A 16,382-nucleotide genomic window follows, 5' to 3' on the forward strand; every position below is an offset into this window, starting at 1 on the left:
GGATGTCAGCCGCCTTGGGGATGCTGAGGCCATTGCCACCCGATACCACCAGATCTTGGCCCGCGTGCACCCAAGCCGCCTGGCTGTCGTCCTGGTGCAGCGTGCTGGCGTGGTTGACCGTGTTGAGCGCCTCCAGGTTGTTGCCGGTGATGTCGCTGGTATAGCTGGCGGCGCTCGAAATCGTGGGGCGCGACACGGTCAGGTTGGTCCAGTTGGCCGGGTCCGAGTCGCCCATCGTCACCTTGGCGAGCCGGACATCCCCACCCGCGTAGATGCTCAGGTTGCCGGTTTTGCTCGGGAACAGGATCAGATTGATCGAATCGTCCATCGACACCTGACCTTCGATGGAGGTCAAGTTCAAGGTGGGCGGGGCCACGGCCAGGAGCACGGGGTTGGCCTCCTCGTCGGCGGGTTTGAAATCGATCTGCTCGCTCAAAGGACTGGCGTCGTTGTGCAACGACACCAGCAACTCGCTGGTCAGGGCGCCGGTCAAGGCCACGTCGCCGCGCACGCTGTTCAGCGACAGCGAAGAAGCATCGCCATAAGTGAAGTACGCGCCGGCGTTGGCCTGATCGACCCTGGGCTTGCTTCCCTTGGTGAGGGACCTCACCACGGTGGGGTTGTAGATGCCAGCCAGTTGCAGGTCATCGTGAGCCTGCACGGCCCATTGACCATCCATCAGGCCCAGGATCGGGGCCAGTCCTGATTCAAGGCCGGCCGTGACACTGCCACCAGCTTCCACCCGACCATCGCCGCGGCCGATCAGGTAGACGCCGCCATGGACATCGCCCCCAGCGCGCACCAGCACGTCGCCACCGTTCTCCACCACCTGTCGGTAGGTGGTGGCCTCGCCATTGGTTCCGACCACGGCGACGGTCCTCGCCGAAGTTGGCGCCACCACACCCAGTTCATCGATGTCGCCGCTGGCCACCACCCGAACATTGCCGCCGCCCATCGATCCCAGGCCTTGCTTGAAGCTGCCAAGGGCGGTGAACCATTCCACGTTCTTGTAGGCCGAGGTCGCGGAGCCCGCGCCCAAGTGGTACAGCCAGTTGCCGAACAACTGCGAGGCGGCTGGCGCCTTGATGTTGCCTCCCGCATGAACGTCGAGGCGGCCGCCACGGACGCCGTAGCTGGCCCAGACACTGGCCGCCTTGTTGCTCATGCCGGCCGGCGCGGCGGAAGGCTTGCCAGCCACGTACACCACGGCCTGCGCGTTGCCCTGTCCCAGGGTGACATCACGGGCCGCGGCCAGCTCGATCGAACCGGACGTGGTCCGGATCATCTTGTCGCCCGCCACGGTCAGCGAACCGGATTCAGCCGCGCCATTGGTCTGGGTCAGCCCGGCCGCCTTCAGGTCGGCACCCGCCGTGATCCGCAAAGATGCGCCATCGCCCAGGATGGGGGTGGCCACCTCGGTCTTGGTCGTCGGTTTCTTGGGATCGGTCACCGCCATCATGGTCGGCGTGATCGCCGCGAAACCATCGCTGAGCGTGCCATTGACGTTCACATCGCCCTTGGCCCGGATGGTCAAGCTGATGGACTCGCCACCCGCGTGCGTGGCATCCCAAAGGTTCCAGTCGTCCAGGATGTCGAAGCTGTCAGCAGCGCGGATTTCCACGCCGGAACGCAGGTGCACCTTCGCCAGGCCGCCCAGGCCCAGACCCGCCAACAAGGCGTCTTTGCCCGCCATGAACGTGTCGGAATCGCTTTCCAACGTGGCTTGACCCAGGACCGAGTCCTGGCTGGCGCCTGCGGCCAGAGCCGTGCCCTCGTAGGTGCGAACGGACTCGATGACGACCTGGCCTGCCTTGACCTGGGCCAGGGTAGTGGCGTCCAGGCTCACGTTCAAACGCTGCTCGGCTGAACTCGTCTGGCTGTCATCGCGCTGCGCACGAATCACCACCCGACCATCCTGCTCGTCATCGCCGCCCGCGCTGATGGCCACGCCCTTCTGCAGGACGACCTTGCCACCGCTGGAGGCCAGCAGCACGTCGCCACCATTGGCACCCACGCTGGCCTCCGCGGATGAATCGGCCTTGATGCGGGCACCAGTGAGGAGGCTCAGGTCGCCACCGGAAGACAACTGCACCACGCCGCCACGCACCGCCGTGGCATCGATGCTCGCGCCTTCTTTCAAGGTCAGCGAACCCGCATCGGCGCTCAGGATCACCCGGGCAGCGGTCAGGCCGTTGTTGAGCGACTGGTTGCCTTCGCGCACTCGGACGTCGATTTCACGGTGGAACCCACCATCGTTCAGCAGCCTGGCCAGGTTGTCCAGCGTGCCTTTGGCGCCCGCGGCCGCAGCCGCAGAGGCACTGCCGCTGTCCAGGTGACGCGCGTCCACCGTGGCCATGCCAGAGTTGGCATGGGTTGCGGCACCGCCCTTGATCTGGGCGCCATCCTTGATCACCAAGGTTCCGCCCGCGCCCGTTTCGCCGTGGGCAATGAGGGTCACCGAGCCCGCGGTGGCGGAGGTCGTGGAAGTGCTGGCGGTCGACACCGGCACCGACACGTCCAGCAGACCACCCAGCACCAGGCGGCCTTGCTCGGCCGTGGCCTTGATGCTGCCCCCAGGGGCCGTGGTGGCCCAAACCTGGCCCTCGCCGACCACGAAACCATTTGCCAGGGTCTTGGAGCCTGCGTCGAAAACCACTGTGTCGATATTGCCCACCTGGCCCCGCCCGGTGATGTTCAGTTGCCCCGAAGGCAGATCGATGGTGCCGCTCTGAACCACGCGCTGGCCCGACAAGCTCAACTGGGCGCCGGCCCCCACCCGGTCGCCCAGGGTGCGCGCCGTTTTGGCATCGGCTTGGCGGATGCTGAGCACACCGCCACTGTCCAGGCTTTGCCGAGCCGCGGTGTTGGCGGTGACGCGAGCGGCGCTCACCGTCACATCGCTTTGCGCGGTCACGGCACCGCCGTCATGAAACACCACGTCTCCGGTCGTGTTGAGGTCCGCCGAGGTGAAGGCCAAACGCTGCCGTCCTCCCCCCAGGGCGATGCCTTCGGCCGTCGCGTCCTTGACCGGTGGCCGAGCGGTGATGACCAGCTTGCTGGTCCCGACCTCATCAGCGGCCACGGGTGTCAGCTTGGAACCGTTGAGGAGACTCACATGCTGGGCCTGTACCGACACCACATCGTCAGCCTTACCCAATCCACGGACTGTCGGTGCGTCGATCACCAGGCTCTGCAGCGTGGGCGTGCCGTCGTTCGCCAGTTGGCCGATGCCCACCCCGCCCATCAGGTCAATGCTGCTGTAACTGCGCAACTGCAGGCGGCTCTTGTCCTCCAGCAGTTTGGCCCCGACCACCAGGGCGTTCTGGTCCTCAGACGCGCCACCGATGGCAATGCGCGGTGCACCCAGGCCCAAGGATTGGGCCGTGAGGTTCAAGCTTGGATCCAGTTTGACCAGGCGGCTCCCATCGACCTGCGCCGCCACCGCCGTGATCGTCACCTTCTTGCCGACATCAAGTTGACCCAGGCCGGCGTCATCCGCGCTGCCCGATAGATCGCGCGTGATGGTCGTGCCCAGCCGGTTGCTGAGCACCAAGGCCGCACCTTGTCCCGACATTTCCAAACGATTGGCATGCCCGCTCGCGGCCCCCTCAGCCTTCAAGGTCACGCCTTCGGCGACGACGACCCGGTCTTTGGCCACGGCCAGCAATTCGCTGACCGAAACGCTGGTGTTGAACAGCACCGACGATGCCAATGTCGTGACCGTGGCGCCATCGAGCCCGACCGAACGCGTGCCCCCCAGCAGAATGCTCCGCGCGCCCGAGTCTTCCGCCAGGGCCTCCAGGGCGTTCACAGTGACCGCGCCAAACCCGTTGGGCGCGGCTTCCCCCTCTTTGACCACTGCCATGTTCGGCATGACCAAGTCAAAGGCCCCCGCTTCAAAGCCTGACGCACCACCCAGTTGGTACTTGGCTGACCAGTCGAACGAATCCGTGGTGCTGATCAAAGAAACCCGGCCCGCATCGCCTGGCCGGTTGGGCATGGCTTGGCCGGCCTTCCCGGCTTGGCTGGCCAAGTATTCGTTGATGGAGGTAGTCTGCAAGGTCGACTTGGCCCGGAAGGTGGACTCCGGCTCCAGCAGCAAGGCCAGACGCGAGTCGTTGCCACCGCGTCCCTGGCTGCCCACCGTGGACTTGTAGCCCGACACGAAAACGCTGCCGTCGTCCTGGGCGAGGCCCGTCGGCGCAGCCACGTTGGCGGGCAGGCTGGTCTCGGACACCAGCACGGCCCCGGGCAGCACGCCATAGCGGGCGGGTAGCAGGGTGTAGCTGCCCTTGGCCAGCACGCCGTTGTCCGTGTTGACCGTGACCTTGTCACCCGCGTTCAGGGTGGTCCCCGCCGCCAGGGTCGAGGCGTTGATCTCGGTGTCGAACGGCGCGAAGTCGTATTGGTAAGTGGGCAGGATCGCGAACACGTTCTTGCGGTTCAAGGTGTCGGTGCTGCCGCCCACCCCGGCGATGAACTCCCAAGCCAGCAGATCGCCACCGGCTTGCGCCTGGAACTCCGACGTGCCATCAATCTTCAGGCCCTGGCCCTTGACGGTGATGCCCTTGTCGACACTCAGCCCATCCAGCACCTGCACGCCGTCGGCCTTGGGGTCGACGCCGCCCAGCGTGCCCGTCGTCGAGTAAACCCATTCACGCTCGTTCACCGTGGTCCCGACCGGCACCGTCACGCCATCCCCCGACACCGAGAGCAGGCTGCCCGCGCGCAGTTCCGGGCGGGTTTCGGCCAGGATGTCGATGGTGCCGAAAGGCTGGCGCACCACGCCCTTGATCACCACGTCGTGGGCCTGCAAGCTCAGGCTGGCCAAGGCCGACATCGGAGTCCGGCTGGTGGACGACTGCCCGTTGCGAGGGCCCGACACGGTCAGGCGCGACTGCCTGGCATCGGCGGCTTTGCCAAGCACGCCCTGAACGGTGAACCTGGACAAGGTGCTGGCATAGGCCTGCCCCGCCTCAATCTCGAGGTCGCCATCGAAGTTCAAGCTGCCCGTGAGCGCCGACTGGCCCGTCAAGGCCCGGCCGATGAACCGCACCTCGCCATCACGGCGCGATCCGACGACGCCATCGGCCCCCAGGGTGGCCGACAGCAGCGTGGTGTCCAGGCCTTGCAAGGCACTGTGGCCATGGACCTCGATCAAGCCGGCATACACGTCCAGCTTCGCTGTGCCCAGCACCGCCTGGGGCGGACCGGCGGGGGTTGGCAAAGGCCTGACCTGCAGGTCGCGGTCACCCAGGGAAACATAGGCAGCCTGCACCCGATGGGCATCTTGGGCTTGGCCGAGCACCTTGAGTGCCCGGGTGTTCAGGATGACCGAACTCAAGGCGGCCTTGCCTTCGCCCGCGACCAACTGACTGCCTTCGGCCATGACGATGCCGTCATCGGCGCGCAGCTGAATGCGTTCGAAGCCGGCCTTGGCCAGTTGCTCCGTGGACACAACACCTTGCCCAAATGCACCCTGTTTCAAATGCCCTGTGTTGTGCTCCGCCACCTTGGCCTCGCTGGCTTCCAGGATCAGCGTGTGCTCACTGCCTGGGTAGGCCGTCGTTCCCGTCTTCACGAAGTCATTGGAGCGCTCGGTGCTGACCGAGGCGTTGAACGTCCCCGCGCTCACGCTGGCATCCGGACGGTCCGCCACCATCTCACCTTGCAGCAGGAAGCCATCGGTTGCGCCCACGTTGAGGGTGCCCGCGCCCTTGCTGACCCGCGAAACCTGCCCGCGGTCCAGACGCAGCTCGGCCGAAGTGCCACTGACATTGATCTTCGACCCCAACTCGGTGACCACCATGCCGCGCACGGCGGTGCCAGGCGTGTAGTTCAGGTTCACGGTGCCCCCGCCCAGCACCTTGCCGGTGCCCAGCGAACGCGAAGCCGTGGTGAGGGCTGTGCCCGACACGTCCAACAGCGAACCAGCCGCCAACCTGATCTCTTGATCGGCCAGGTAGCCCACCGTGTTGGTGGAGGTTTCCGGGGTCAGCTGGGTGTTCTCACGCGTGCCGGCCAAAGCCAGTGCGATCTGGCCACCATGGGCCACCAGCTCGGCATCGTGGTTGACCAGCATGCTGCGGCCGGCCTTGAGCGACAGCGTGCCGCCCATGCCCACATCCACCCGCGCATCGCGGCCAATGGTCAGGCGACCACCCTCTTCGAAGCCGGGCAGCGCTTCACCACCGACCCCCAAGGGCGTGCTGCTGGCTTCCAGGTGCAACGTGGCGGCCTGGCGGTCCACATCGGCCAGCGTCTGAACGGTGGTCAGGCGCTCGGTACCGCGGCTGACGCGGCTGGTCGCCATGGCCAGATTCTTGATCACCGGCTGGACGTTCGCGCGGTCCAGCACGTCCACATCCCCCAAGGCCGACAACTTGAATGTGCCAAAACCATGGTCCGAGAAGAAGCTGGAAGACAATGCCAGTCCGCCATCCTTGGCCACGACGTTTTGATCGCCAATGGCCAGCGTGCGCATGCCGGACAGGCTCAACGTGCCGCCCGACTGGAAGTCGTAGGCCGACCATTGCCCCCCTGCCACCATCTGACCTGTGGGCGCCTCGCCAGAGAGCAGGCCCTGATTGACCTTCACATCCAGCGCGCCGGCCACACCTTTGCTGAGGGCACCGCTGGCGCTGCGCCACACCCCGGCGGACACGTCCACGGCACTGCCCTCGGAGAAGACCGCCGAACCATGCGCCTGAACACTCAGTTTGCCGCCGTCCACCGACAAGGGGTCGCTGCCTGAAGCGCGGCCCAGTTCGTCCAACTGGCGTCCCGCCAAGTCGATCACGCCACCTTCGGCCAGGGTGAAATCGCCCGCCTTGGCCAGGACATTCACCGCGCCACCTTCTGCCCTCAGGGCGCCGGCCACCGACACGCTTTGAGCCGTCTGCAGGGTCAAGATGCCCGAAGCCCCCAGGTTCAAGGCCACGTCCTTGCCGATGGTGATGTCCTGGGCGCCGATCAGGGTCAGCTGGCCCAGCTGGGTTTGGCCCAGTTCGGCGCTGGACACCTCGGTCACGGCAGGCAGGGCCGCGAAGAACTGATCGGCTTCGGGCGTGCCCAGTTCCGGCACCTCACCCAAAGGCAGGGCCCGTTGAGCGGACAGTTGAACCGGCCCGCCAAACCAGATGGGGGTGGTGATGTTGCCGCCCAGTTTGCCAATGGTGATCAGACCGGCCTGAGGCCGCAAGGTGCTGTACAGATCGGGCCTGTTCTTGAGAACATCGGCGGCATAGCTGCTCGCCACACGGCCGCCGCGCTGGCGCGGCCCCACCACCACGCCGGCCTTGAAGCCCGACAGGCCGGCGTAGGTCTTGCCAAAGCCTGCCACCTGGGCGGAGCCGGCATCGGCACCCTCCACATAACCTGGCGTGACCGCGCCGCTCTGACCGGTGATCAGTTCGTCGTATTTCTGGTTGGCCTTGGCGTCACTGAAACGGACCAGGCGATTGCCCTGGCGGAGGTAGGAGGTGGACAGGACACCATCCTGGTACTTGACGCTGCCACCTGAGACATCCACCTTGGCGCCGTCCAGCACCACCACATCGCCCTGCCCCTGGATGGTCACCTTGCCGCCCTTGGTCGAGAGTTCCTGCGCGCTGCGTTCGATCGCGCTGTAAAAGCCCTTGACGTTGGCCACCTGGACCGGGTCGCGCGCATCGAACTGCACCGCGCTGCGATACAAGACCCCGCCACGTTGCACCGGCGAGTCCGCCAGTTCAATCTGGAACAAGCGGCCCGCCTGCTGGTTGCGCGCCATGCTCAGCACCACATCCCGCTCGCCCGAAGCATCGATCAGCGCACCGCTGTCCACCACGAGGTGGCTGCCATCGGCGCCGCCCTGGCCCAAGGTGGGGATGCCCATCACCTGCCCGTCGCTGTTGACCTGGCTCACCGCCGTCAGGCCGATCTCGCCGGAATGGGCCACCACCTGGGCGCCGCTGGCCACGCGCACGTCCTGCCCCACCACCTGGATGCGCGAACGGTTGAAGGTCTCCGCGTCTTTCTGGGTGGCGCTGGCGTTGGCATCGGCGGTGACAGTGGTCCGGCTGGTGCTGCCCAGCTCGACCGAGCCGAGCTCGCTCGCGAAGCGGTAGCCTTCGGAGTTGCTGGTATAGGCAAGGTCGGTGCGCTTGCTGGCTTGCAGGTAGACGGCGCCGTTCTGGCCCTTCACGGCCGTGGTCGCGCTCAGCACCCCGTTCTGGCGGATGGTCATGCCCACCAGGTTGATGCTGCCTTTTTCCGCCACGATCGCGTTGATCTTCTGGGCCAGGGCCTCCGTGCCGCCAACTTCACTTGGCGGCTGGTAAGGCAAGCCCTCGGCCTGTTCGACGGTGTTGGTCCCGTCGGGCAAGGGCGCGGCACCATCGGCGCCCGGCAGGAAGGCGTCCACCGCCACCAGCAGGCCCCGCTGCGCCGGGTCGGCGGTCGTGTTGAACAGGTAGACCTTCTGGCCCGCGGCCAGGATGGCCTGGCCGGAAGGCGTTTCAATGCGGCCTTCGTTGTACACCTTGGGGCCGATCAGCATCACGTCGCCACCCGCCAGCGCCTTGATCTCAGCACCGCGTTCGACGGACACAAAGCCCTTGGCCGAATCGGCATCCGAGCCGAAGATGGCCTCGCCCTTGGCATTGTTGCGGATGCCGTTCAGGAAAGTATCGCGGCTCAAGGACAAGGCCGTGGCCACGAAGCGCTGGGTCTCGACGCGGCCCGTGGGGCCGAAGATCACGCCATTGGTGTTCTCCAGAATCACCTCGCCCGTGGCGGTGAGCTTGCCCAGGATCACCGTGGGGTTGAGGTCCCAGATCTTGTTCAGCGCCGCGCCACCCGTGGGCTGCTGGAAGTGCACGCTGTAGCCGCGCCCGATGTTGAAGCTGTCCCAGTTGATGATGATGCTTCGGTCGGTCTGGTCCACCCGCATGCTGGTGCCATCGGGCAGGTAGGTGATGCCGAAGCCTTCTGCCCGGGTGTCGCCTGAACGCCGCGAGGAACCCAACGGGCTGCGCACTGGCAGATTGTCGTTGGTGTTCTTCGTGGTAGTGCGGCCCGTCCAGGCCGTCGCCGAGCGGGGGATGGACGCGCTCAGCGACCGGGGACCGGCCACGCCCTCGTCCGCCATGGCCAGCAGGGTCATGGCGCAAGCCAGCGCCACGGCGCGGGTCTGTCCACCACCGGCTTTGCCGGCCGACCGAACATGCTCGGCGGCGGGCACACGCATGCCACGGCGGCGGTCGAAAACCAGACGATGCACTTGCTTGTTCATGGCGATACTTCCTTGCTTGCTTGGTCGATCAGTAGGCTTGGCGGATGCTCAAGTACCAGTGAGGTTCACGTCGAGTCGCCACCTCGTGACCACCGCTGTCCGCCGGGCGGCTGGTTTCATGGATGGGCATGGCCACGTCGGCCGAGACCTGAAGGCCCTGGCCGTTGTCCAGGCGCCAACCCAGGCCATGGCTGGCCAAATGCACGCGAGCGGTCTGGCCCGCCTGAGGTTCCTTCAACAAGACAAACCCCCGGTCAAAAAATGCCAGCCCCGTGGAGCGCCAGCTTCCCCAGGCCAACCATGGAGGTGATTCCAGTTCAAGGCGCGCAGCCCAACCCCAGTCGCCTGATTGTTCGGCGTCGTAGTAGCCCCGCACCGTGTTGTGGCCACCCAAGGTGTACTGCTCCCCAGACGCCAGCGGCCCTGAAGAGATCTGCGCGTCGCCACTGGCGTTGATCCGCCAGCCTCTCCAAACGGGACCGTGGTAATCAAGGCCGGCCTTCCAGACCATGAAGTCCGGGCTGGCGCCTTGGCGCTTGCACTCGAACTGGTCAAGGCGCCGCCCGTCACAGTCGACCTCGCGCCCCGACAAGCTCTCGGACGAGGCCGCCACCGAAGTCGACACCCCCACCGTGCGGTCCTCGCTGCCGAGCCAGGAGAGGCTGTAGCCCGCCGACAGCACCGTGTATTTCAAGGCGGGCTTGTCGCTGCTCAGTTCGGCGGTGATGCCGGTCTTGTCCTGGTTATTCTTGTAGTCGATGGCTGCGAAGACGTTGTGCCGCACCGGCCAGTTCAGCGCGTCCAGTTCACGTTGCCACCGCAGTCCAAAGGTGTTGCCCTGCGTCAAGGTGCTGCCACCGCTGCCGGTACTGATCGGGGTGTCGCTCTGGCTGTCGCTGACCGAGGCGATGAGCTCGTCGCGCCAATTCAAGGGCACGCTGTAGATCAAGGACAGCGAGTTGGCGTCGCCCGGTCTCATCGGAGCGTACTGCCAGCTCAGGCTGATGCGGTGGCCGAGCTGGAACAGGTTGCCGTAGCTCAGTGCCGCCAGCACCCGCCCCTGGGTGGTGTTGAAACTCTGGCCGCTGTTGACCTCCAGGGAGCCGTGCCAAGGCAGGCTGTCCTGCACCTTCAGATCGACCTGGATTTTGTCGGGCTCCGCGCCTGCGGCGATGAGCGGCGTGACCTGCACGTCCGCCGATTGCAAGCGGCCCAACTCTTGCTGAACCTCCGGAAAATAAGGCGTCTTCCCGGCCGCCAGGCTGGGCACTTGCTCGCGCAGCTTGCTGGGAAGGTGGTACGTGGCACCGGCGATGTTCAGGCGCTCGACCGAGGCCTCGGTCACTTCCAGCCGCACCTCGCCGGCGTTGATCCGTTGGTTCGGCAGGCTCACCACCACGGACAAGAATCCGGCATCCTGGTAGGCCTTTTCAAGGGCCTCTCTGGCAGCCTCGATGTCTTTGAAGGTTTTGCCAGGGCCCATGTACGGGGTCACGGCCTTTTCGACCACATCACCGGGCAGCACCGTGTTGCCTTCGATGACGAACTCCAACACGTCGAAGTCGACGCGGGCATCCGCTGCCACCGACAGCGCAGGGCATCCTGCCCACAGGCACCACGCCAAACTCAAGGCCAGTTTTTTCATTTCGCTTCAAACACAAACGAGCAGTCCCCACGGGGTGGGGACTGCACCAACAACACATTCACGGGCCAGTGCGCTTCACGAATCCAGCATGCGAAACACGCCGGGACGTGAAGGACTGTTTTTTAGTTCGTGGCGTAAGGCGCCAGCGAGTTGCCGCCGCGGGTGTACAGCGACTCAGGCGTGGTCGAGTTGACGTTCAGGAAAACGCCAGGGGTCGTGGGGCCAGTCTTGATCGACTTGTTGATCAGGTCCAGCACCTTGCCGGCCACCGTGGTGGCGGCGTTGGGGTTGAACAGCACGCTTTCGAAAACGTAGTCGTAAGCACCCTTGATGGCCGAAGCGGTTTGCGACGAACCAGCCACGCCTTCGGCGAAGTCAGCCTGGCTGAGCTTGACGAAGCGGTAGTTGTTGGTGCCAACGGGGTTGTTCTCGGCCGACAGGAAACCGAAGGCGAAGCCAGCGGCGTCCAGGCAGGTGCGAACGTTGCCAGATGTGCTGTTGATCTTGTAGGTCACGGTGTTGCCCGTGCCGTTGTCGGCCACCACATCGGCGTCGCCGTCATTGACGGGATCGTGGATGGTGAGCGCGCCAGCCAAAGGACCGGTCAGACCAGGGTTGCCCAGGAAGTAGGCTTCAGCCGCTGCTTGGGTGCCCGAAGTGTTGGGACGGCGGCAGTAGGTCAGGTTGGTCTGGGCGGTGCCCGGCACCAGGAACTTGGGGCCCAGGTTCTTGGCGTCGTTGAAGTCGAAGTTGCTGATCAGCGAGACCAGTTGCGACTTCGAAATCGTGGGCTGGTTGGCGGGCGTGGCGTTGGCGATGCCAACGGTGAGGCCTTGAGCGCCTTGCAGGGCTTCGTACAGGTCCTTGCTGACGGCCACGCCGAAGACTTGGCTGAACGTGGCGGGCTTGACGGTGTAGTTGCCAGAGATCAGGTTGGCGGCCTTGAACAGGGCAGGCTCAACGTCCAGGAAACCACCGGCGGACTTGCCGGAGGTCAGAGGCGCGGCGGCAGCGCAGTTCTGCAGCTTGGTGCCGGTCAGGAAGGCCAGGGCGCCCGTGCCCGCCACGCCCGTGCAACCGGTGGTGGTCGACGGCAGGAAGCCGCCGTTGCCAGCCAGGGCTTCAGAAGCGCCAGCGGTGGAGAACAGGATGGCGTTCAGGGAGCCGCCGTTCACGTCGAACTGAACTTCGTTCTCGCCGGAGGTGCCGAAGTTGCCGCTGGTGCACTTGACGGTGAAGTTGTTGCCCAGGGAAGACGTGGAGGTGCCGCGCTTGTAGACCAGCACGCTGTTGCTGGGGCAGACGTTGTTGGTGGACAGGGCTTCGACGACGTTGACGGCCGTGGCGGAAGCGCCGCTGACGCGGGTGACGGCTTGTGCTTGCTCGGCCATGGCGACCAGGGCCAACGAAGCGATGACGATTTGGGTGAGTTTCATGACAAACCTTTGGAATGGGAATCAGACGGGGGCAGGTGGGCGCCACAGGGGCCGTGCCGGACAAGGCCCGGCCCCTGCGATTCGCGAAGGCGTGTTGCTTACTTGGCGGCGCGGCGGCGGGCCACGAAGCCCACGGCGGCCAGGCCGATCAGGGCCAGCGCGTAGCTTTCTGGCTCGGGCACGGAAGCGGCAATGATGGCGGTCTGGTACGTCAGGGTGCCGGCAGCGGAGTCATAGGTGAACGTGGCCTGGCCATTCAGCGTGTTGCTGGTGTCCAGTTGGAAGCCAGCGGCCACTTCGTACAGGCTGCTGTCGCCGATGCGGACTTCGGAACCATTGGGGTTCAGTTGGGTCAGGTTGGTGCTGGCACCGTCGTCGGACCAAGTGGACCACTTGATGTTGTTGCGCCAGCCGTTGAAGTCGGTCGTGCCGTAGGTGGTGGTGGCACCAACGTAGGACGAGTCGGTCGAACCAGCGGCGTAGGCACCGTTGTCCGCGCTCAGGATCGTGCCCTTGTTGCCATCGACCAGGGTCTTGACCAGGGGGGTGTTGATCTGCACGAAGTTGGCGGTGTTGGCGCCACCTTGCTGGGTCAGCAGGTCGTCATCGGGCGTGCCCGAAGCCAGGAACTTGACGGGGGTGTTGCTCTTTTGCGAGCCAGCCAGGATGGCCCACTTGCTTTCGCCAGCGTCGGAGTTGGCCAGGAAGATGCTGCGTTGAGCGGCCCAGGCGTTGGTGATGCCAGCGAGCACGGTGCCATTCTGGGTGATGGTGTTGTCGTTGAAGTTCCAGACGATCTTTTGGTTGGCGCCCGTGAAAGCGGCACCAGCGGCGAACTGGCTCAGCGTGTAGCCCAGGTCGACGGTCAGGGACTGGGTCTTGTCGCCAGTGCTGTCCAGATTGACAAAAATCAGCGAGCCGTCGCCAGCGGTGGTGCTGGTGGCGCCAGTGGCTTGGTTGATGCTAGCGTTGGCGATGCCGGTGACGGCCAGGGCCACGACGGCCACGATGGTTTGCAGTTTCATTGAATGTTCTCCGAGGATGGAATGAGACAGGGTTGAAGCCTGGTATGCACACGAGCCTTGACGGCCGGCTCGAGTGGCTGGAGTGTCGGAAACGCGTGTGACAGACGTTGCGGGTGCGAGGGTCAATACCATGGTCCATTCGGACGTCCAGGGCGTCGCCCCAGCACCGATACCGCCAAGATAGCCACGCGCGATGACGTGTCGCGCCTCCCCTTCGACCAACTTCATGAGCCGTTCGGACCACCATTGATGACCAATCGCCCGTGACCCGAGGCGCGGCCGGCACACCCCTTGAACAGGGGGAATCACGGAAACAAGCCGGCCCTGGATGCAAAACGCCACCAGGCGATCAACCGTGGTGGCGTGGCTCAGGCGAGAGGGTGGTCAGGGATGGGTGACGGTCTCGCGTCCCCACTGGTCGGACTGGTCCAGGAGCACCTGGGTCAGGACCGTGGTGGGCCCGACGCCCTGCTGCTCAAGCCAGGCCACGGCCTCGCGTTGCTGCCCAAGGGCGGCCGCATGCAGGGAATTTCGGCCGTGTTGGTCAGGCATGTCCAATGGCCAACCGGCATCGGCCAACTGCCGCAGCACACCGATCTGCCCGAAGTAAGCGGCTTCGGCCAAGGCATGGCGGCCTTCCCGGTTGAACGCGCGCGGGTCCGCCCCAGCCGCCATCAGTTGCCTGACCACGCGCTGCTGCCCGGTGGCGCACGCCAGGTGCAAAGGCCACTGCCCCGTGGCACTGGCCACATCGGTGCGCGCGCCTTGGCGCAACAACTCGCGCACGACCAGTTCGTGTCCCTGAAAGGCAGCAGCACCCAGCGGGGCCATGCCCCCAGCTCCGCGCTGATCGGCTTGCGCGCCACGCCGCAGCAGTTCTTTCACCAACTCCACCAAACCGGCGGCCGCCGCCAGGCTCAAAGGCGTGGCACCGAGTTCATCGGTGGCGTTCGGGTCTGGATTGGAATGCTTGAGCAGCGCCAGGGCCTCGGCGGCGCGTCCCTGGCGGATCAGGGTCAGCAGTTGCCGCTCGCTGGCCTCCACCGTCCCCACCGGTTCGGGGCGCCAAGGGCCGGTCTGCTTGAGCACCTGGAACTGGTGGTCGGCCACTGGACCAGTGCGCTCGGCCTGCGCCGCCGGCACCCCGAATGAGGCCCACTCGCTGGCATCCTGGGCGTGGTGGACCTGGGCCAGACATGAGGTGGTGGCGATGGACAGAAGGCAGGCCGTCAGCAATGCGCGCATGGTATGGATCAGATGTAGGAGTCGCCCGAACCCACCTGGGTCGAGCCGAGTGCATTCATGGTCATGGCCTTGGCCACGGCCTGCGCGCGGTTGGCCGCACCCAGCTTGCGCAGGATCTTCTGGACATGGTTCTTGACGGTGAGCGCGCTGATGCCCAGCTTCTCGCTGATCTGCTGGTTGCTCAGGCCGTCGCGCACCCAGACCAGGATCTCGCGTTCGCGCAGCGTGATGGCGACCTGGCGCTGGTAGGCCAAGGTCTGCGGCGATGAGGCCAGGCGGGGACTGGACATCTGGCGCTCGGTCACGCACACGCGCTGGTAGGTGATGTGCACGCAGGCCAGCAGCATGCCCAAGGCCTGCAAGGAGGCTTCGCCGTGAGGATGGCTCGGGTGCGCCAGCATGAAAAAACTTTCGATCTCTTCAGGGCGCCCCGGTCGGCACAGCCCATGCACCAGCAGCTGGTCGTAGCCCGCGGCCAGCAGCGCTTCGGTCACTTCGTCGTGACCGCCGCCCAGGCTCAGGCTCAACAAGGCGGGCTGCAATCGGCCCTTGCGCCAGGTCTGGATGGCCGCCGCGGTCAAGGGCGAACGCGCGTCCTTCAAGGCCCCCATCAATGGCTCGGGCAGCGTCACGCTGTTGAAGACATCGAAGACGAGGTCGCGCCGATCACGGTCATACGCGCCGCACACCAGGATCTTGTGAGGCAACCACCGTTGCAAATCGCCCTGGGTCCAGGCGAAGAACTGGTAGCGACGACAGACCTGCGGCGCAGCCTCGATGATGCGCAGCAGACACTCGGAGCTTTCTGGCGCAATGTGGGTTGGGGACATGGTGAGGTCGGTGGCAGAGACGAAGCAGTCTAGTCAGGACGAATGACGGTTTGTTGACGGACCGTCAGGGCCCGAGCGGCACCACCGCCACCGCGTCCACTTCAAAACGCCAGTCCTCGTAGCGCTTGACGCCGTCGGGCGCGCCCAAGGGCGACTGCGTGGCCCGGCTGTACACGCCCCTGATCTGCTCGCCTTCGCGCACCAGCCCCCAGGGTTCAGCGGTGATGGGGTCGGGCCACCAGCGCCTCAGGTGGTGTTTCACGGCGGGGCCACGCGTGTCCTCGAGCAAGTCTTCCAGGCGCGCAGGCAAGGCCTTGGCGTCACCAGGAGAGTTGTCCAGGTAGCTTTTAAGCGCGGTTTTGATCTGCTCGCCCCGGAACACCAGTTCCATCTCGCGTTGCCGCCGCGATTCGACGGACCATTGCTGGGCCAGCGCCGCCAGCATGATGCTGCTGATGGCCATCCACCAGAGCAGCACCAGGTAAGTGAAGCCCGCCAGGGGGCGCGGTCGAGGTCGATGACGGCGTGACATGGGACACTCACCAATCGCTGAACGGTGTACCGTCCTGGCCTTTGCCCGTGGCGCCGCTGCGCACATCGGCCATGCCGCCCTGGTTCATGCTGTCGGCGGGCGGCGGCAACATCTGCCAGCTGTCGGGACGGCCAGTCACCGGGTCCTGCGGGATCTGCCGGATGTAGCCCCGCTGCACGAGTTCATCCAAGGAGTCGGGGTAGCGGCCACGGTCACCGAGGTATTTGTCGATGGCATCGCGCATGACGTTGAGCGAGGTGCGCAGGCTGGCCTCGCGGGCGTTGTCCACCGAACGGAAGTAGCGCGGCGCCACCACGCTGGCCAGCAAGGCGATGATGGCCATGACCACGATGAGTTCGATCAGGGTGAAGCCTTGTTTTCTTCTCATGGCGGCG

Annotated in this window: 8 protein-coding genes; all 8 read right to left on the bottom strand. The window is 65.5% G+C overall.

The window, feature by feature from the left end:
- Positions 1–9,274, bottom strand: a 9,274-nt coding sequence (locus tag ACREB4_RS01440) for a filamentous hemagglutinin N-terminal domain-containing protein (protein WP_431586407.1), incomplete at its 3' end; no start/stop codon positions are given.
- Positions 9,275–9,302: 28 nt separating this feature from the next.
- Complete coding sequence (locus ACREB4_RS01445) at positions 9,303–10,919, bottom strand: ShlB/FhaC/HecB family hemolysin secretion/activation protein (protein ID WP_431586408.1); 1,617 nt, start codon at positions 10,917–10,919, stop codon at positions 9,303–9,305.
- 122 nt (positions 10,920–11,041) lie between these two features.
- Positions 11,042–12,355: a hypothetical protein gene (locus ACREB4_RS01450; RefSeq protein ID WP_431586409.1), complete on the bottom strand. Its 1,314-nt coding sequence runs from the start codon at positions 12,353–12,355 to the stop codon at positions 11,042–11,044.
- Positions 12,356–12,453: 98 nt separating this feature from the next.
- The gene (locus ACREB4_RS01455) at positions 12,454–13,380 is read right to left on the bottom strand and encodes a PEP-CTERM sorting domain-containing protein (RefSeq protein ID WP_431586410.1); all 927 of its coding nucleotides are present in this window, start codon (positions 13,378–13,380) and stop codon (positions 12,454–12,456) included.
- 384 nt (positions 13,381–13,764) lie between these two features.
- On the bottom strand, positions 13,765–14,625 hold the full coding sequence (locus ACREB4_RS01460; protein ID WP_431586411.1) for an ankyrin repeat domain-containing protein: 861 nt from the start codon (positions 14,623–14,625) through the stop codon (positions 13,765–13,767).
- Positions 14,626–14,633: 8 nt separating this feature from the next.
- Positions 14,634–15,455 (bottom strand): LuxR C-terminal-related transcriptional regulator, encoded by an 822-nt coding sequence (locus ACREB4_RS01465; RefSeq protein ID WP_431586412.1) that lies wholly within the window; start codon positions 15,453–15,455, stop codon positions 14,634–14,636.
- A gap of 64 nt (positions 15,456–15,519) precedes the next feature.
- Positions 15,520–15,987, bottom strand: coding sequence for a hypothetical protein (locus ACREB4_RS01470; RefSeq protein ID WP_431586413.1), 468 nt, complete (start codon positions 15,985–15,987; stop codon positions 15,520–15,522).
- A 7-nt stretch (positions 15,988–15,994) separates the two neighbouring features.
- Complete coding sequence (locus ACREB4_RS01475; RefSeq protein WP_431586414.1) at positions 15,995–16,375, bottom strand: type II secretion system protein; 381 nt, start codon at positions 16,373–16,375, stop codon at positions 15,995–15,997.
- Between the last annotated feature and the right edge of the window lie 7 nt (positions 16,376–16,382).

The sequence above is a fragment of the Aquabacterium sp. genome (assembly GCF_050725395.1).
Lineage (GTDB): Bacteria > Pseudomonadota > Gammaproteobacteria > Burkholderiales > Burkholderiaceae_C > Aquabacterium.

Excerpts from the sequence above, each read along its gene's own strand:
- ACREB4_RS01475 (WP_431586414.1), bottom strand. The coding sequence starts at position 16,375 with ATGAGAAGAAAACAAGGCTTCACCCTGATCGAACTCATCGTGGTCATG.
- ACREB4_RS01470 (WP_431586413.1), bottom strand. The coding sequence starts at position 15,987 with ATGTCACGCCGTCATCGACCTCGACCGCGCCCCCTGGCGGGCTTCACT.
- ACREB4_RS01465 (WP_431586412.1), bottom strand. The coding sequence starts at position 15,455 with ATGTCCCCAACCCACATTGCGCCAGAAAGCTCCGAGTGTCTGCTGCGC.
- ACREB4_RS01450 (WP_431586409.1), bottom strand. The coding sequence starts at position 12,355 with ATGAAACTCACCCAAATCGTCATCGCTTCGTTGGCCCTGGTCGCCATG.
- ACREB4_RS01445 (WP_431586408.1), bottom strand. The coding sequence starts at position 10,919 with ATGAAAAAACTGGCCTTGAGTTTGGCGTGGTGCCTGTGGGCAGGATGC.
- ACREB4_RS01460 (WP_431586411.1), bottom strand. The coding sequence starts at position 14,625 with ATGCGCGCATTGCTGACGGCCTGCCTTCTGTCCATCGCCACCACCTCA.
- ACREB4_RS01455 (WP_431586410.1), bottom strand. The coding sequence starts at position 13,380 with ATGAAACTGCAAACCATCGTGGCCGTCGTGGCCCTGGCCGTCACCGGC.